Genomic DNA, 17732 nt, shown 5'->3' with positions numbered 1-17732 from the left:
TGCCTTTGGTTCCTTCTTCACGTCAGGTACGTAATCAAGCGCCTTTGTTGGAGAGTAATGTCCCACCATGTCCGACACCGATATTGCCACCCACTTCAGGGCGTTGGCGATCACAGACTGCCGGATCCTATGCGCCTTCCGTTGTTCAAGATCTATCAATGCATCACGTAGGTAGGAACCAATCATCCTGTTCATTTCATGCGAGTTTATGAGAACGGTTGCGTCGTCCTTGGATGGGAATAGATAGTCGTTCACTGAAAGGCCTGCTTTTTGGATATACCTGCCGATCACGTGTCCAAAGCTATCGGATAAAAGGACAGCCACGGGGATTGAGGGATTTCTAGCGGAGCGGACGCGCATAAGGACTTCCGAGTTGAGGTCCGAGAAGTCGAGTGGTTTGGCAAGCCTGAGATCATGAGGACTTAGTCCCTGGAGCAATATGGCAATAAGGCTTTGATCTCGAAGATCGCCTCTGCGCTGAACCACCTCCCAAATAAATCTCAGGCTCTTCTCACTAATGAGTTTTAAGGGTGGAGCTGAATACCTACGTTTCGAACTTCCATTAGTAGACTGAACAATATGATTAGCGCTGGTTTCATTCGTGGCATGTAAATCACCTTCCCTATCCGACTGTTGGAGATCATGGAAGTCGCGATAACCTAAGCCCGTGACAAGATTCCTTGGGCGGAAGCGAGGTTCAGATGAGTGACACCGGGCCAATTTTGCTGCAGTTTTTTTGCAATGCGGTTGAAACCGCGCTTCTCGTTAAGATCGGCGGTATAAATGGGTACGCGCATGACATTCTCCATGTCAGGGTGTCGGCTGCCCTCTGACGATTGTCGAATTGGCATGCGAAATAGAGAGGTCAGCCTGTGGCAAATCGCCTTTGCGAACCGACCGCTCGATCCAGGAGCCGATTATTCAACGCTAGCACAGCAATTTCACTTGCCTGGACTATTGTTGGTGGTTTTAAACCGAGCATTTTAGTCGGGTACGTGTCGTGAAGTGAGACATTACGCTGCCAAGAGGTCACGATCCATGGCAGCTGTCAGGGCCTCTTCGCGTTCAATGTATTGTTCCTTGCTGATCTTTCCATTTTTGAAATCTTGAAGCAGGCGCTTTCTCCGTCGCTCGTATCGTTCATAGCATTTGGTGATCTCGACGTTATGGATGACCTGTTCAAATTTGGATTTGATTCGGAAGGCGGCGTCTACGTAGTCGAGCAGGCTTTCCAGAGTTGCGTGTCCGGTCCTGGACATAGCATGCTCTGCCAACATTTTGTTGGTCATCAGTGTTTGTCTGAATGAGTCCGGACTGAGAGCTTTCGTCTCAGCGATGAGATCAGCGACGACATTGGTGCAGTAAGCATGTCTGAACAGATGCGCACAGGCTTGCTCTTCGACTCCTGCCGCACGTCGGATCAATGAAAACTCAGTCGTGAAGGTGTCGGTCTTGAGCGCTCGTCCGCCTCGCTCGGTGACAAATAGAAAACCATGGTCAGGAACGCCTTTGAATCGCTTCATGATGTCACGCCTATCACTCCGGATGTGACGTAAAAGGTCATCAATTAGGGGAGAGCTTAGCCTCAGTTCACGCGTCAATCCTATTCCTCCTCGCTTCAGTGTAGTGACGAGGATTTTTGGTTTCTTCAATGTGCTGGCAGCTAATACTTGGGCAACAGTGATAGGCTGGATCTCTCCCCGTCGAGCACCCAGTTCCTCAAACAAGGAAATCATCAGGTGCCGACGATTACATAAAAACTCTGACGTCGACATCTCATCAATCGCCTCGCGTAACTTTGCGATGGTTGCTTCGGCAATAGGCCTACGAGTTTTTTTTGCGCTGGCCGTCCTGAAGGACCTGTGGTGAACACTTGAGTGTTTGAATGCCTTGCCATTCCGGTAGGCGATCGAATCGACCATGTCGATTGTGATTGTTCCGCCAACGCCAACAAAATTATGGATTTGGTTCATTTCCCCAACATGTGCCAGGAAGTTCAAACATCGTCTCCCTATGTTATTAATAGTACGTTCATTTCTTTTTAGCTGCTGAGGGTTGTTTGGTTTGGTTTCAGTTCGGAGCCCATCAATGAACTCGCAAAAGTCGTCGTCAGAAAGTGATATAAAGTTTAGTTTGTTGTAGTAGCAGAATCTGATTAGATGACTTATCTTGCCTGCATAGTCTCCAAAGCTACCACCTTTGCTACCCACTCTTGATGGACCATTCCCGCCGCGACCGGATTGCATACGCACTTTGATCATGTAGGCATTCGCCTGCAGGCAGGGAGTTCCATCAGGCCATGCAATAAATGGCATGTTGTTGCCATCAAGCGTCTGGAGCCTACCTTGGCTTAAATAATCATAGAGTTTTAAGCGCGGGATAGGTGTAAAAAGCTGAGGTGATTTAGGGTAGTCAACGATTCGATTTGTCATTCGATACCAGCTCTAAATGTTTTTTCATAGACAGAACGGTTACGTCATCAAAGGGGGCAGGGTTTAACCCTAATATCTTGATGATTCGATTGATTGCATCGTTGATTCTCTTTTGCCTCAGTCCTGTACTAGGGGTGTCAGAAATTGTGATAAGGTCTCTGCGACAAATTTCTAGTGCTTGTACCAGTACCATGTTAACTGCGTGTAGGGTTTCAATGGAACCCCTAAGCTCCCCAACTTGATCCTCAAGCGCTGATCGGGTTCTTTTTTTCGGGGCTGCGAGTTCTTCGTCAAAACTCTTAATCGCACTTAGGGCATGCATCCGGAGCTTGTCTAGGTGATGGAAGTCTCTATCGAGCCCGTTCTCAGCAAGCCTTTGTTTCAAGGTGTTGAGGCTTATAGGGCGTATTGTGAGCTGTTCATAACGTATAGAGAACTCGATATTTAGTGAGCAAAGGCTTCCCTGGCTCTTCAAGGCGTTCACGATCTGCTCCGCATCGACGTAGTTGCCCGGAGAGCTTCCCACCTCTATAAGTAATCTAAAGATATTTTCAATGGATTGATCAATCAGTTCGCGCTTGGACAAAGTGCTCATCTTTATTCTCAGCTGACAATGAATAGAACTTTCATGGACTTGCCGTTCTCATCGTTAAAAAATTTCGGTTCAATCCGGACTTTCCCTTCTTCCAGCATTCCCATGAGGTAGTCCTCGATCCGGTTTTCGTCCACCATTGTGAAACTGGTGGTGCCGAACTCCCCAAATAACAATTCCTGGAAGTTCTGATAGTTCTCAAGACGCTTTTGTATGGCAAGGTCCGTGAGGTAACGGGCGCCTGCCATGCGGATGTCCTTAGGCTCGAGGCATTCTGAGAGGTAACGCCAGACGTGTTCCACGTCACTGTGGCCAAGCATCCAGCGCAGGGTATCCAACTCTCCGAAGCTGTTTGTATAAAAGAACATGATTGCGAAGAAACGCCGGAGTTGGTGTTGGCGCACGTAGTAGCGCTCTCCGGCGGCAGTAACATCGCTCTCGAAATAGTCGCAGACAAAGTTTAGGTGGCGGTTGTATGAGTGAAGGGAGCAGTCGAGCAGTCCATTGTGCCCATGGGGCGAAGGTGTCGCGAACAGGTCAGTTATACTATCGACAACACCCAGACGCTTGAGAAGCTTCTGGAATCGACGCAGCTCTTCGATCATTTCGACGGCAATTGCATCGATTGGTCGTGACTCACGCTGTCTAAGCCCTAATGCTCTGCGAGTTGATTTGGCGAGGCTGAACACTAGCCATGATTTGGTTTTGTCCAAACAATTTTCAGTTTTCAAAGTAACCAATTCGTCAACGCGTCGCGCCATCAGTATTCCAACAACCAGTTGGACACAGCCCAAGTATACGTGTACGAGCTCAAGTAACCCATGGTTGGCCCTCAAGCGTTGGTAGTATTCTTTCCGGCTGCCTTTGCGAGGAGTTCTAGTTTTGGTTTTACGCAGACTCGAAAGCCCTAATTTTTTGACGCCGAATCTGGTAAGCTCTGGGCCAATAATTTTCAAAAAAGTCGCATCGGGCAACCGGCACATTTTGATGTCATGGTCGTGGCAATATGCTGCTACCTTGATGAAGCCATTTAGAATTTTTTTACCATGCTCAACATGGAAAGCCAGACTGCTTCTGAATAGCTTCAAAAGATTACTTGAAGGAACGCTCCTGAATCGAGAGGATTCGGTGATCTTCGGAATATACTCTTTTATGGTGTCAGTATCTGCGGGGGCGGGAAGACCTAGTGTCGCAAGTGTGCCGCTGTTTATGAGTATGTATCGGTAATAATAGTACAAAGTATCCTGGAGTGTCTCCGAATCACCTGTGGTGACTCTGACTCCCGGAAATTCCCGTTTATAGGGAGCCTCGGATGGATAGAAGCTCAGCGCCTCCAATACGGATTTTTTTGTTTGCCGCCCGCGCAATGTATCTGGATAAAGATGTTCAGAAAGTCTCTTTGTGTTGACTTTGAATCCTTGATTACGACTCCCGTAATACATGCCCGCTTTCATGAGTGCGGCGCGGATTTTTGCAATATCTGCAGCCGCGATATCAAGTTTTAGATCCTCGTATTGATCGTCACTGATTAATTCTATAGATGGGTGCTCGGAAAAGATTCGCTGTACCTCTATTTCTTTAATACAGCTCAACTGGCCATTGCAATATTCCGATACACGCTTTTGCCATGCATAAATGGAATCTTCCGACAACGAAGATGAGGCGAGATTGTTGAGTATTCCTTTCAGATCATCCGCATCCATGGCCGATAGGCCGAATTGAACGAGCTGAAGACTGGCAGAATTTATCAAAAGGTAGTCAATGAGCCGCAAAGTAGATGCTAAGCGCATGTTTTGGGAAACAGGAGCTAAAGTGGCGAATTCTTCATTAACGCCATTCGTACCAATGATTAGCAAATGTTTCAATGACCGAAGTAAAATCTCATTTTCACCGTCGGTCAACAGGCTTCCATTCCAAAGACGTACGCCCCAATCTAGCTCGTTTGCATTTTTTTGATTGGTCTGAGTTTTCCAGACGTTTTCTTGGAAATCGCTGAGTAGCCAAGGAGCTGTCGTATGTGCCGATTCATTGAATGGTCCGAAATCGTCAAGAAACTCATATCCAGTGCGTAGAAACATAGATCAATGGTTCCATTTTTTTAGCGTCCACCAGCTTCACCGCAGCATCGAGGTGTCTTTTCAGTAGCCGGTTATAGCCATTGTTGATTTCGGATATAATTTTGTCTGCAAACGACGACCAGTACTCGGCTTTTCCGCATACACGGTCGCGATTAGGTGAAGCCTTCACCGCCGCTTCAAGCGAGAGCAAAGAAGCAAGAAAGGGAACTCCGATAGACAATACGGCCTCACTGCCATTCACTGATTGGCGGCTCTCGGAACGCTCAGGATCAGCTGCTTCGGCCGGGATCTCTTGGATGCGATGATTCTCCAAGAAGATGTCCAATTCTTCCATATTTGTGAATCGGGTTACTCTCAGCAGATGCGGGCTGTCTTTCATCGCTTCACAGACCATCGCCTTTTGGAAGATGCGGATCCAGCGTGCTTTTATGAAAGCCATGATTGAATCTGGGAGATAGTGACTCAGCAAATCAGGATGGTAATTTTCATGACCAAGAGCTCTGGACATAGCTTCTGAGCTTTTGGTCTGGATGAAAATTTCCACGGCTCTAGAGTCGCGAATACGCGTCAGGCGGATACGTTTGATGAATTCAACCAGCTCACCTTCCGATAGGTCGCTATGGGGGGAGAACTGAGCGATCAGTTCGCCACGCAGGCCTGAATGATTTCTAAACACATCCTCATTCCAAATAGTGACTCTTGCCAGCTTGAAAGGAGCGACTGCTTTGTGAGATGTCAAGAAAAGATACCGGTAATTGTCACTGCCTTGGGCGCGTAGTTTGTTCCTGCCGAGACTAGTGATGACAATGATGTCTTGAACGATTTTAAACGAAGTATCGTTCAGCTCAATAATCTGCTCTCTGGTATCGGATTGTTTTTTGTCTTTGAAACCAATAAGCAAACGTTTCTCTTTATCGAAGCCAGACATATGGCCGTTCTGATTGTAAAGTACAAACCGTTTAAGAAACCCAGTGGTAATAGCAGGGTGTTCTAGTACTAGCAAGCACTGAAGCGGGAATAGGCTGCCAGCGACAGGGAAGCCATAGATTTTCGCAAGTTTGGGGGCTTTGCAAGGTTCGCCAGTAAGATGCCTATAGACTTTACAGAGAAAGCCCACAGGCACTTTGGAGTCAGCCGACTCTAGCGTCGCGCAGACGTCAGCCAAGCTGTATCGCTTACAGAAATTTCGGCCTTGATATTCAATTATCGGAGTGCCTTGAGCAGCCAGCGCAACGCGATGGTCGTGACGCTTTTTCAGATCTTCGGCTTGATAGGTGGCCCATTTTCGAACCGTGGATAGGTCATTCTTTATGTGAAAAAAAAGTAGATCAATTGCCTGTGAGTCAGTGACGTGCAAGGGAACGGTAGTCAGCAGTTTTTCCTGAACAAGAATGCCATCGTTGCGCTCATATATCTTGGTTTCCGACCCGTGTTTCGTCGAAGGAGGAGGCCTCTTGATTGGGGACGTCAATTTTGCCCAGATTTCACCGTTGCACAGGCACTCCTCAACCGCGTTCAGAAATCTATTCCAGTTCTTGATCTGGGATTTAGCGTCGCTCTCCGACTCCTTTGAATAGTTGAAATGAGAGATGGTGAAAGCAAGCATGAATTGTTTCACGCCGACCTCTGTAGAAAATGTGCTCTTCGGCCAAGTGCTGTTGTTTGCTCCCAGGTAGTCAAACATATGGTTCCACTCGGTTCGAAACGCCCCGGCTCTATTGCGGTAATACCTCTCAAGTGAATCGAAGATATTTTCAACAAAGTCCCGTCCGTAAGGTGGCACGAGCTGTGCCAATCGAAGGTAGGTGCCGGGATGGTGTGGACGCAGAATAGACCAACCCTTCCAGTACCAACGCTGAAAGTCGCTAGCTGCCGCCATCCTTGCACATTCGGTTGCATCGGGGGTGAACATGGCGAAGTCCCATGCAATGGTGTGGGCCCCAGGGAGGTGAGTAAGGGCGACAGCGAATGCCTGAAAGAGGTGTCGGCAGCACATAACGGGATATTTGTCAGACAGCTCCACAAACTCTTGACCGGCCATTGCAGCGGTAAAGCCTCGTAAAATTTCCTCGATGACAGGGGTCGTAAGCGTGGCCATGTTGATTCGCTGACCAGTGATGTCGCAATAGGCTTCAAGAAGTTGCAAAGGAACGTGGATTAAGTAGCTCGAGAGGCTTTGGGCGAGCTGATACTCAGCGGCGCCTTGGATAATTAGGGCGCCCACCTCTACATCAATCACTGTGAGGGGGTGGTAGCGGATAGAGTGGGTTATTTTGATAATTGTCATTTTTCCTCACGCTTTTCAGTTCGTCGAAACGGCTGGTATATGGCTAATTCAAAGATAATGACAATAGTCGCTAAATAGTAAAACAAAAGAGCTGGGTTTCGAACTGAACCTGGATTTCAAAGAAGATTTGGCTGATGAAGCCATTGATGCTTTCCTCGACGCGTTCCTGAAAGAAGCCATGGAAGCTAACGGTCTGGGCTATGTTGGCGGCGACGACTTCGGTCTGGTTTGCCTGCAGAAGCGTGGCTCGGTGTCCGAAGAGCAGCGTGCTGCTGTTGAAGCCTGGCTCAAAGACCGCAGCGAACTGACTGAAGCAACCGTCAGCCCGCTGATCGACGTCTGGTACCCGGAAAAGCCGATCAATCCGGTAGCTTGATGTCATAGCTTTTTGTCTTAAAAAAAACGGCGACCCAAGGGTCGCCGTTTTTTTATGCTCGGATTAAAAGCACGCAGCCTCGTTTCACTCGACAGCTGCTACAGGGCGATAAAATCCATGTGGCAGCTGTCGAGTGAAACGAGGCAGCGTATTCTTAGCGTTTACGCCAATTCAAAATCACCAGCGTCACCACCCCCGCCACAATCCCCCAAAACGCCGAACCGATGGAAAACAGCGTCAGCCCCGACGCCGTGACCATAAAGGTGATCAACGCCGCTTCACGTTCCTTCACCTCGGTCATGGCGATGCTCAAGCCATTGATGATCGATCCGAATAACGCCAGCGCGGCAATCGACAGCACCAATTCTTTCGGCAATGCGGCAAACAGTGCCGCCAACGTCGCGCCGAATACCCCGGCAATCCCGTAGAAAATCCCGCACCAGACGGCGGCCGTGTAGCGCTTGTTGCGATCTTCATGGGCATGCGGCCCGGTGCAGATCGCTGCGCTGATGGCCGCCAGGTTGATCCCGTGGGAGCCAAACGGGGCGAGTAGCAATGAGGCGATGCCGGTGGTGGTGATCAGCGGTGAAGCCGGCACGGTATAACCGTCGGCGCGCAGGACGGCGATGCCCGGCATGTTCTGCGAGGTCATGGCCACCACGAACAGGGGAATGCCGATGCTGATGGTCGCGGCCAGGGAGAAGTGCGGCGTGGTCCAGACGGGTGTCGCCACTTCCAGATGGAATCCACTGAAATCCAGCAGCCCCATGAACCCTGACAAAGCCGTGCCGATCAACAGCGCGGCCAGCACGGCATAACGCGGTGACAGGCGCTTGACCAGCAGATAAGTGAAGAACATGCCCAGCACCAGCCCGGTGCGATGCTGGGCAGCGACGAAAATCTCGCTGCCGATCTTGAACAGAATCCCCGCCAGCAAAGCGGCTGCCAATGACGCCGGAATCTTCTTCACCAGCCGTTCGAAGCTGCCGGTCAGGCCACAGAGGGTCACCAGAATCGCACACGTGATGTAGGCGCCGATGGCTTCGCCGTAACTCACACCGCCCAGGCTGGTGATCAGCAACGCGGCACCGGGTGTCGACCAGGCAATCGTGATGGGGGTGCGATAACGCAACGACAGGCCAATCGAGCACACGGCCATGCCGATCGAGATTGCCCAGATCCACGACGAAATTTGCCCGCTGGTCAGGCCAGCCGCTTGCCCGGCCTGGAACATCAGCACCAGAGAGCTGGTGTAACCGGTCATCATCGCGATAAATCCGGCGACAATGGCCGACGGCGACGTGTCGGCCAAGGGGCGCAGCTGCGTGTGCGTGGCGTCGTTCATGACAGCGGTGTTCCTTGTCCTAGTGAAGATGCCCGTGCCCTTTGTAGCAGCTGGCGAAGCCTGCGTTCGGCTGCGAAGCAGTCGTGAAATCATCCGGCGCGGCGTATCAGGAATCCCGCGTATTCAGGTTTACGACTGCTACGCAGCCGGACGCAGGCTTCGCCAGCTGCTACAGGGGATTGCGTTCGAGCGGCGGATTCCGGGTTCAAGCCTAAACTCAAACGTAGCGGATCGTTGCAATACAGCAGAAGCGACAATCAGCCGTACAGTCGTGTTGCCACCATTCATTGTGTACAATCGCGGTGTTTTTTACGCGATACTTGCCAGTGACCCACTGTGCCGTATTACAGTCACCGTCAATTCGCCGCAGTTCTCCCGACTCGAGTGCCCATGAACGAACAGTTGCAGCCCCTAAAGAAACAACCGCGAGCAGGCAAAGCCGGTCGCAGCGGTACCCAGGACGATATTGTCTACGCGCATATCTTCGAGGCTATTCTCGAACAGCGCCTGGCGCCTGGCACCAAGTTGAGCGAAGAAGCGCTGGGGGAAATTTTCGGGGTCAGTCGCACCATCATTCGCCGCGCACTGTCGCGCCTGGCCCATGAGGGCGTTGTGCTGCTGCGTCCGAACCGTGGCGCGGTCGTCGCCAGCCCGAGCGTCGAAGAGGCCCGTCAGGTGTTCTTCTCGCGCCGTCTGGTGGAGCGGGCGATCACTGAGCTGGCGGTGCAACACGCAACCGCTGAGGAGCTCGCCGAGTTGCGGCAGATGGTCAACGATGAACGCGACAGCTTCTCTCGTGGTGATCGCGGTGCCGGCATCCGGCTGTCGGGTGAGTTCCACCTGAAACTCGCCGAAGCGGCGAAGAATGCGCCATTGATCAGCTTCCAGCGCAGCCTGGTGTCACAGACTTCCTTGATCATCGCCCAGTATGAAAGTGGCAACCGTTCGCACTGTTCCTACGACGAGCACACCCAGCTGATCGACGCCATCGAAGCGCGCAACGCTGAGCTGGCGGTGAGTTTGATGATGCATCATATGGATCACATCGACAGCAAACTCAATCTCAACGAAGAAAGTGCATCGGATGATTTGCACGCGGTGTTCTCGCATTTGTTGCAGACCAAGAAGCCAGGGCGGCCCAGCGCGAAACTCTGATAGACCATGACAAAAAATCCCCCGTAGCCTGAAGGCTGCGGGGGATTTTTGTTGAGTGTCTGATCGTTCCAACGCTCTGCGTGGGAATGCAGCCCGTGACGCTCCGCGTCACTGGACGCGGAGCGTCCCTTGAGGCATTCCCACGCAGAGCATGGGAACGATCAGCCCAAAGAGAACTAGCGCTGATGCACCAGGTTCCCCGCCGCATACGTCTGCAGAACAGTGCGGTCATCCCCCAGCGTCATCAACACAAACAACGTTTCGGCAATGTTGTTCGCCTGCTTCAAGCGATAGCTCAGCAGTGGCGTGGCGTTGTAGTCCAGCACCAGGAAGTCGGCATCGGTGCCGGGTTTCAGCGTGCCGATCTTGTCTTCCAGGCGCAGCGCTCGCGCACCGCCGAGCGTGGCCAGGTACAGCGACTTGAACGGGGTCAGGCGTACGCCTTGCAGCTGCATGACCTTGTACGCTTCGTTCAAGGTTTGCAGCAGTGAAAAACTGGTGCCGCCGCCAATGTCTGTACCCAGGCCGACATTCAGTTTGTGTTTCTCGGCCATCGGCAGGTTGAACAAACCGCTGCCGAGGAAGAAGTTCGAGGTCGGGCAGAAGGCGATGGCCGAACCGGTTTGTGCCAGGCGTGCGCACTCGTCGTCGCACAGGTGCACGCCGTGGGCAAACACCGAGCGCTCGCCCAACAATTGGTAGTGGTCGTAGACGTCCAGATAGCCTTTGCGTTCCGGGAACAGCTCTTTGACCCATTCGATCTCTTTCAGGTTTTCACTGATGTGAGTCTGCATGTACAGGTCGGGGTATTCACTCAGCAACTGGCCGGCGAGTGTCAGTTGTTCCGGGGTGCTGGTCGGGGCGAAGCGCGGGGTGACGGCGTAGTGCAAGCGACCCTTGCCGTGCCAGCGCTCGATCAGCGCCTTGCTGTCGACATAGCTGGATTCGGCAGTGTCGGTCAGATAGTCCGGCGCGTTGCGGTCCATCATCACCTTGCCGGCGATCATGCGCAGGTCGAGCTGTTCGGCGGCTTCGAAGAACGAGTTCACCGATTGCGGGTGCACGCTGCCGAATACGAGCGCAGTGGTGGTGCCGTTGCGCAGCAGTTCCTTGATGAAAATGTCGGCCACTTCATCGGCATGAGCCTTGTCGGCGAACTGGCTTTCGCACGGGAAGGTGTAGGTGTTGAGCCAGTCCAGCAGTTGCTCGCCGAAGGCGCCGACCATGCCGGTTTGCGGCATATGAATGTGGGTGTCGATGAAGCCCGGTGTGATCAACGCATCCTGATAATGGGTGATCTCGATATCGGCCGGCAGTGTTGGCAGCAAGTCACTGGCGTGGCCGAGCGCGCTGATCTGGCCGTTATCAACCACCAGCAAGCCGTCTTCGAAATATTCGTATGAGGCTTCGATCCCCACTTCGGCGGGGTCGGCGATGCTGTGCAGGATGGCGGCACGGTAGGCTTTGCGAGTCAAAGGCATGGGGGTTCTCAATTGGAGGCTTGGCTGCGGCGTGAAGCAGGCAGCAGTTTGGCAATCGATGATCCGGCGCTGGCAGTCTGCTGGCCGAAATTCGCGTTATAGGTGGCGATGATTTCGCCGGCGATGGAGATGGCGATTTCCACAGGCAACTTGCCTTTGACTTCGCCGATGCCCATCGGGCAGCGCATGCGCTGCACGACGCTGTTGTCGAATCCGCGCTCGTGCAGGCGGTGTTCGAACTTCACCCGTTTGGTCTTCGAACCGATCAGGCCGAAGTAGGCGAAGTCGTTGCGCTTGAGGATCGCGGCGGTGAGTTCGAGGTCGAGCTGGTGATTGTGGGTCATGACGATGCAGTAGCTGCCGGCGGGCAGGTCGTCGATTTCATCCACCGGTTCTTCGCTGACAATCTTGCGCACGCCGTGGGGAATCTGTTCCGGGAATTCGTCTTCCCGTGAGTCGATCCAGCGTACCCGGCACGGCAGGCTGGCGAGCAGCGGCACCAGTGCGCGGCCGACATGGCCGGCGCCGAACACGGCAATCTGCGCCTGGACCTGGCCCATCGGTTCGAACAGCAAAACGGTCACGCCGCCGCAGCACTGGCCGAGGCTGGCGCCGAGGCTGAAGCGCTCCAGGTGTGTCTCCTGTTTGCCGCTGGCGAGCATGTCGCGGGCGATCTGCATGGCCTTGTATTCCAGGTGTCCGCCACCGATGGTGTCGAAGGTCTGGTTGGCGCTGATGACCATCTTCGAACCGGCATTGCGCGGCGTCGAGCCGAGCTCTTCGATGATGGTGACTAACACGCAGGGTTCGCCCTGGGATTGCAGGTCGGCGAGGGCGTCGATCCAGTTGTACATGTTTCACCTCAACATCTCTGTTGTCTGTTCGGGCCTCATCGCTAGCAGGCTAGCTCCCACATTGTTTCGTGGTGTCCACACATTTTGGATTCCCTACGAATCCTGTGGGAGCTAGCCTGCTAGCGATTGGCCGCACCTCGGTATCAGAGCGAAGCCAGCTCAACTTCGGTTTCGACAGCCTTCGCCACCTTCAACTGCCGCATCTGCTCACAGCCCCACAACACCCGCTCCGGGGTCGCCGGCGCATCGATTTTCGGTTGATGCCTATAGTCACCGAGGCTCGCCACGGCGTCCTTGATTGCACACCACGAAGCAATGCCCAGCATAAACGGCGGCTCACCCACCGCCTTGGAATGAAACACCGTGTCTTCCGGATTCTTGCGGTTTTCCACCAGCTTCACCCGCAGGTCCAGCGGCATGTCTGCCACGGCCGGGATCTTGTAGCTGGCCGGGCCGTTGGTCATCAGTTTGCCCTTTGCATTCCAGACAAGCTCTTCCATGGTCAGCCAACCCATGCCCTGGATGAAACCACCCTCGACCTGACCGATGTCGATGGCCGGGTTCAGTGAGGCGCCGACGTCGTGGAGGATGTCGGTGCGCAGCATCTTGTACTCGCCGGTCAGTGTGTCGACGATCACCTCGCAGCATGCAGCGCCAAAGGCGTAGTAGTAGAACGGGCGACCGCGGGCCTGGCTGCGGTCGTAGAAAATTTTCGGGGTCTTGTAGAACCCGGTGCTCGACAGCGACACCTGAGCGAAATACGCCTGCTGGATCAGCGCTTCAAACGTCAGGATGTGATCGCGAACCCGTACGTGACCGTTGTGGAATTCCACGTCTTCTTCGCTGACCTTGTAGTGCCGTGCAGCAAATTCGACCAGGCGTTTCTTGATGGTTTCAGCCGCGTTCTGTGCGGCTTTACCGTTCAGGTCGGCACCGCTTGACGCTGCCGTTGGCGAGGTGTTCGGCACCTTGTCGGTGTTGGTCGCGGTGATTTGTACGCGGTCCATTTCGACCTGGAACACTTCGGCCACGACCTGCGCGACTTTGGTATTCAGGCCCTGGCCCATTTCGGTACCGCCGTGATTCAGGTGGATGCTGCCGTCGGTGTAGACATGGATCAGTGCGCCGGCCTGGTTGAGGAAGCTGGCGGTAAAGGAAATACCGAATTTCACCGGGGTCAGCGCCAGGCCTTTTTTCAGGATCGGGCTGTTGGAGTTGTAGCGACGGATCGCTTCGCGGCGCTCAAAGTACTGGCTGCTTTCTTCCAGTTCGGCGGTCATTTCTTCGAGCATGTTGTGCTCGACGGTCTGGTAGTAATGCGTGACGTTGCGCTCGGTCTTGCCGTAGTAGTTGGCCTTGCGCACGGCCAGTGGATCGAGAGCCAGATGACGGGCGATCGCGTCCATCACTTCTTCAATCGCGACCATGCCTTGCGGGCCGCCGAAACCACGGTAAGCAGTGTTTGACGCGGTGTTGGTTTTGCAGCGATGACCGTTGATGGTCGCATCGCCCAGGTAATAGGAGTTGTCAGCGTGGAACATCGCGCGGTCGACAATCGACGCCGACAGGTCCGGCGAACAACCGCAGTTACCCGCCAGCTCCAGCGCGATGCCGTGCAGGCGGCCGGTGCTGTCGAAGCCGACGTCGTACTCGACGTAGAACGGGTGCCGCTTGCCGGTCATCAGCATGTCTTCGACGCGCGGCAGGCGCATTTTGGTCGGCTGACCGGTGAGGTGCGCGATCACGGCGCACAGGCACGCCGGGCTTGCCGCTTGCGTTTCCTTGCCACCAAAACCACCGCCCATGCGGCGCATGTCGACGACGATTTTGTTCATCGATACGTCGAGCACTTCGGCGACGAGCTTCTGCACTTCGGTCGGGTTCTGCGTCGAGCAGTAGACGATCATCCCGCCGTCTTCAGTCGGCATTACCGACGAAATCTGGGTTTCGAGGTAGAAGTGTTCCTGGCCGCCGATGTGCAGCGTGCCCTGGATGCGATGTTCGGCCGTTGCCAAAGCCCCCGCAGAATCGCCGCGCTGATGGGTATGGCTGTCGAGCACGAAGTGGCGTTTGCGCAGGGCTTCGACCACATCCAGCACCGGCTCCAGATCTTCGTATTCGATGATCGCGGCCATGGCGGCTTTGCGTGCGGTTTCGAGGTCTTTCGCCGCAACGGCGAGCACCGGCTGACCGACAAACTGCACGTCATCGATGGCCAGCAGCGGGTCGCCTGGCAACAGTGGGCCGATGTCTTTCAGGCCCGGCACATCTTCATGGGTAATGGCGATGCGTACGCCTTCGAAGGCGTAGCAGGGCTTGGTGTCGATGCTGATGATTTTCGCGTGGGCGCGGTCCGACAGGCGTGCGTAAACGTGCAGCTGGTTCGGAAATTCCAGGCGGTCGTCGATGTACTGCGCTTCACCGGACACATGTTTGGCGGCGCTGTCGTGCTTGACGCTGCGGCCGACACCGGTGGTCAGGTCCTTGGCGAACAGTTCAGCCAGTTCGGCTTGGGTCTTCTCTACAGCGTGATGATTAGACATAAGCGGTCACCCGAGTCTCGATGTGCGGTGTTTGCAGTTCGATGAAGTATTTACGCAGCAGGTTCTGCGCGCTGAGCAGGCGGTATTCCTTGCTGGCGCGGAAGTCCGAGAGCGGCGTGAAATCCTCGGCCAGTGCGGCGCAGGCGCGTTCGACGGTAGCGTGATTGAACGGCGCACCGAGCAACACTGTTTCACAGGCGCTGGCTCGTTTAGGAATGGCGGCCATGCCGCCGAAGGCCACGCGGGCATCAGCGATCACGCCGTTTTCCAGACGGATATTGAAGGCTGCACAAACGGCAGAGATGTCATCGTCCAGACGCTTGGAAACCTTGTAGGCGCGGAACAGTTGTTCGGCGCTGGCGCGCGGCACGATGATCTTCTCGATGAACTCACTTTCCTGGCGCGCGGTGACGCGGTAATCGATGAAGTAATCTTCCAGGGCCAGGGTGCGCCGGGTGTCGCCTTTGCACAGGACGATCTGCGCGCCCAGAGCGATCAGCAGGGGAGGCGAGTCGCCGATGGGCGAGGCGTTGCCAATATTGCCGCCGAGGGTGCCCTGGTTGCGGATCTGCAGCGACGCAAAACGGTGCAGCAATTCACCGAAGTCCGGATACTCGGCATTCAACGCTTCGTAGCAATCGGAGAGGGCGGTTGCAGCGCCGATTTCCAGGCGATCGTCAAAACGCTCGATGCGCTTCATCTCGGCCACGTTGCCGACGTAAATCATCACCGGCAAGGTGCGGTGGAACTGCGTGACTTCCAGCGCCAGGTCCGTACCACCGGCCAACAGGCGGGCTTGTGGATAAGCGTCATAGAGGTCGGCCAGGTCAGCGACGGTCAGCGGCACCAGGCAGCGCTTGTCGCCACTGTTGAGTTCACCGATGGACGTGGGGGCGATGGCTTTCAGGCGCGCGATGGTATCGGCTTCGCGCGCATCGAACTGGTCTGGTTGCTTGCCGCAGCAGGACTGCTCTGCGGCTTGCAGAATCGGCCGATAGCCGGTGCAACGGCAAAGATTGCCGGCCAGCGCTTCGTGGGCTTTGTGCGGGTCCGGTGCATCACTGTTCTTTTGCAGGGCGAACAGCGACATGACGAAGCCCGGGGTGCAGAAGCCACATTGCGAACCGTGGCACTCGACCATGGCTTTTTGCACGCTGTGCAGTTCGCCCTGGTGTTTGAGGTCTTCAACGCTGATCAGTTGTTTGCCGTGCAGTGACGAGACAAACGTCAGGCACGAGTTGAGGCTGCGATAGCGAATGTGTTCGCGACCATCGTTATCCGTTTGCAACTCGCCGACCACCACGGTGCAGGCGCCACAGTCACCGCTGGCGCAGCCTTCTTTGGTGCCGGGTTTGCCCACATGGTCGCGCAGATAGTTAAGCACGGTCAGGTTTGGGTCCAGGGCGTGCTCGCTACGGAGTTCCTGGTTAAGTAAAAACTGGATCACGGAAGGCCTCGCAGACTCATTATTGTTGTTAACCGACTAAGACCGAATTTAGCAGGTCTGACTTTTCGGTCAATGATTTTCTGACTTTAAGGTCAGGAAGCAGCGTTTTGTCGGTCAACCCTTCATTCCTTCATTATTGACCCTCGCGCACTTGCCTGCTTTTTGCTTGAATCGTGCCAAAACCACCCAGCGGGCCCTCTGCCATGACCGATCAAGTGCGCTACACTGCGCCGCTTGTGCAGATCGAAGAGTTTGAAGGACAACCATGACGTTCAAGGCGCCGGACAGCCTCGCCGAGCAAATTGCTCACCACCTCGCCGAACGCATCATTCGCGGCGAAATGAAGCCCGGGGAGCGCATTCAGGAACAGAAGGTCACGCTGGCACTCAATGTCAGCCGCGGCTCGGTCCGTGAGGCCTTGCTGATCCTTGAACGTCGTCACCTGATCGCGATCCTGCCGCGACGGGGTGCCCATGTCACCGAACTCACGGCGCACAAGGTGCAGAGCCTGTGCGCGCTGATGAGCGAGCTGTACATTCTGCTCGGCAATGCCGTGGCCAGCGGCTGGAAAACCCAGGCCGACATGGCGCCGTTCGTGCAAATCCAGCAGCGCCTGGCCGCCAGTTACGAGCGTCAGGACATCCGCACCTTCGTCGACGACAGCTTCAATGTGATGCGCGCCGCGTACCCCTTCGCCAACAACCCGTACTTGCAGGAAACCGTCGAGAATCTGCAGCCGGCCATGAGCCGCGCGTATTTCCTCGCCCTGGACCAGCGCAAGGCCTCGATGAGCGAATTCCTCGAATTGTTCGAACGCCTGCTCGCCGCGGTCCTGGGCCGTGACTTTCCGCAGATCCGCGAAGTGCTGACGGCTTACGGCCAGCGCAGTTGCGATCTGGTGGTTTCCGCCCTGACGGACGCTTAAGCGTGCGGCTTAAATGCATCAAGCTGGCGGGGTTCAAATCCTTCGTCGATCCGACCACCGTGAACTTCCCCAGCAACATGGCGGCCGTGGTCGGGCCCAATGGTTGCGGCAAGTCGAACATCATCGACGCCGTGCGCTGGGTGATGGGCGAAAGCTCGGCCAAGAACTTGCGCGGCGAGTCGATGACCGACGTCATTTTCAACGGCTCCACCAGCCG

14 protein-coding genes are annotated in these 17732 nt (G+C 54.7%); 4 read left to right on the top strand and 10 right to left on the bottom strand.

Annotated features, from left to right (window positions below):
- Window positions 1-659: 659 nt before the first annotated feature.
- The 5 genes from PMI22_RS31265 to PMI22_RS22880 all read right to left on the bottom strand — a co-directional run bounded on the left by PMI22_RS31265 (window position 660) and on the right by PMI22_RS22880 (window position 7389).
- Entirely contained in the window at window positions 660-797 is a 138-nt protein-coding gene (locus tag PMI22_RS31265; protein ID WP_007943802.1) for a hypothetical protein, read from the bottom strand.
- A 216-nt stretch (window positions 798-1013) separates the two neighbouring features.
- Window positions 1014-2432 (bottom strand): site-specific integrase, encoded by a 1419-nt coding sequence (locus PMI22_RS22865; protein WP_007943801.1) that lies wholly within the window; start codon window positions 2430-2432, stop codon window positions 1014-1016.
- Entirely contained in the window at window positions 2413-3027 is a 615-nt protein-coding gene (locus tag PMI22_RS22870) for a hypothetical protein (protein ID WP_007943800.1), read from the bottom strand. The genes PMI22_RS22865 and PMI22_RS22870 overlap by 20 nt, the downstream gene beginning before the upstream one ends.
- An 8-nt stretch (window positions 3028-3035) precedes the next feature.
- Complete coding sequence (locus PMI22_RS22875; protein ID WP_007943799.1) at window positions 3036-5102, bottom strand: hypothetical protein; 2067 nt, start codon at window positions 5100-5102, stop codon at window positions 3036-3038.
- Entirely contained in the window at window positions 5080-7389 is a 2310-nt protein-coding gene (locus PMI22_RS22880) for a hypothetical protein (RefSeq protein ID WP_007943798.1), read from the bottom strand. Before PMI22_RS22880 ends, PMI22_RS22875 begins: the two co-directional genes overlap by 23 nt.
- Before the next feature lie 91 nt (window positions 7390-7480).
- On the opposite strand from PMI22_RS22880, the gene PMI22_RS22885 reads away from it, so the two are divergent.
- Window positions 7481-7765 (top strand): 50S ribosome-binding protein YggL, encoded by a 285-nt coding sequence (locus tag PMI22_RS22885; RefSeq protein WP_033048907.1) that lies wholly within the window; start codon window positions 7481-7483, stop codon window positions 7763-7765.
- Window positions 7766-7919: 154 nt separating this feature from the next.
- On the opposite strand, the gene PMI22_RS22890 is transcribed toward PMI22_RS22885, so the two are convergent.
- Entirely contained in the window at window positions 7920-9110 is a 1191-nt protein-coding gene (locus PMI22_RS22890) for a benzoate/H(+) symporter BenE family transporter (protein ID WP_007943795.1), read from the bottom strand.
- A gap of 390 nt (window positions 9111-9500) precedes the next feature.
- On the opposite strand from PMI22_RS22890, the gene PMI22_RS22895 reads away from it, so the two are divergent.
- Entirely contained in the window at window positions 9501-10265 is a 765-nt protein-coding gene (locus PMI22_RS22895) for a GntR family transcriptional regulator (protein ID WP_007943793.1), read from the top strand.
- A gap of 176 nt (window positions 10266-10441) precedes the next feature.
- Here the strand turns inward: PMI22_RS22895 and guaD are convergent, their stop codons facing one another.
- From guaD to xdhA, 4 genes are all read right to left on the bottom strand, one after another.
- On the bottom strand, window positions 10442-11746 hold the full coding sequence (gene guaD / locus PMI22_RS22900) for a guanine deaminase (protein ID WP_007943792.1): 1305 nt from the start codon (window positions 11744-11746) through the stop codon (window positions 10442-10444).
- An 8-nt stretch (window positions 11747-11754) separates the two neighbouring features.
- A complete protein-coding gene (gene xdhC, locus PMI22_RS22905; RefSeq protein WP_007943791.1) occupies window positions 11755-12600 on the bottom strand; it encodes a xanthine dehydrogenase accessory protein XdhC in 846 nt (281 codons plus the stop codon).
- 143 nt (window positions 12601-12743) lie between these two features.
- Window positions 12744-15143, bottom strand: coding sequence for a xanthine dehydrogenase molybdopterin binding subunit (gene xdhB, locus PMI22_RS22910; protein WP_007943789.1), 2400 nt, complete (start codon window positions 15141-15143; stop codon window positions 12744-12746).
- Entirely contained in the window at window positions 15136-16590 is a 1455-nt protein-coding gene (xdhA, locus tag PMI22_RS22915) for a xanthine dehydrogenase small subunit (protein WP_007943788.1), read from the bottom strand. Before xdhA ends, xdhB begins: the two co-directional genes overlap by 8 nt.
- 265 nt (window positions 16591-16855) lie before the next feature.
- Between xdhA and PMI22_RS22920 the strand changes: the two genes are divergently transcribed.
- Entirely contained in the window at window positions 16856-17515 is a 660-nt protein-coding gene (locus PMI22_RS22920; RefSeq protein ID WP_007943787.1) for a GntR family transcriptional regulator, read from the top strand.
- A gap of 2 nt (window positions 17516-17517) precedes the next feature.
- On the top strand, window positions 17518-17732 hold a 215-nt coding region (locus PMI22_RS22925), incomplete at its 3' end, for an AAA family ATPase (RefSeq protein ID WP_007943786.1).

The sequence above is a fragment of the Pseudomonas sp. GM21 genome, from assembly GCF_000282215.1.
Lineage (GTDB): Bacteria > Pseudomonadota > Gammaproteobacteria > Pseudomonadales > Pseudomonadaceae > Aquipseudomonas.
Note: the sequence above shows the minus strand (reverse complement) of the source record. Positions and strands in the feature narration are given on the sequence as shown.

Coding starts and splice junctions, on each gene's coding strand:
- PMI22_RS22870 (WP_007943800.1), bottom strand. CDS start 3,027: ATGAGCACTTTGTCCAAGCGCGAACTGATTGATCAATCCATTGAAAAT.
- PMI22_RS22920 (WP_007943787.1), top strand. CDS start 16,856: ATGACGTTCAAGGCGCCGGACAGCCTCGCCGAGCAAATTGCTCACCAC.
- PMI22_RS22890 (WP_007943795.1), bottom strand. CDS start 9,110: ATGAACGACGCCACGCACACGCAGCTGCGCCCCTTGGCCGACACGTCG.
- xdhB (WP_007943789.1), bottom strand. CDS start 15,143: ATGTCTAATCATCACGCTGTAGAGAAGACCCAAGCCGAACTGGCTGAA.
- xdhC (WP_007943791.1), bottom strand. CDS start 12,600: ATGTACAACTGGATCGACGCCCTCGCCGACCTGCAATCCCAGGGCGAA.
- PMI22_RS31265 (WP_007943802.1), bottom strand. CDS start 797: ATGCGCGTACCCATTTATACCGCCGATCTTAACGAGAAGCGCGGTTTC.
- PMI22_RS22865 (WP_007943801.1), bottom strand. CDS start 2,432: ATGACAAATCGAATCGTTGACTACCCTAAATCACCTCAGCTTTTTACA.
- guaD (WP_007943792.1), bottom strand. CDS start 11,746: ATGCCTTTGACTCGCAAAGCCTACCGTGCCGCCATCCTGCACAGCATC.
- PMI22_RS22895 (WP_007943793.1), top strand. CDS start 9,501: ATGAACGAACAGTTGCAGCCCCTAAAGAAACAACCGCGAGCAGGCAAA.
- PMI22_RS22875 (WP_007943799.1), bottom strand. CDS start 5,102: ATGTTTCTACGCACTGGATATGAGTTTCTTGACGATTTCGGACCATTC.
- PMI22_RS22880 (WP_007943798.1), bottom strand. CDS start 7,389: ATGACAATTATCAAAATAACCCACTCTATCCGCTACCACCCCCTCACA.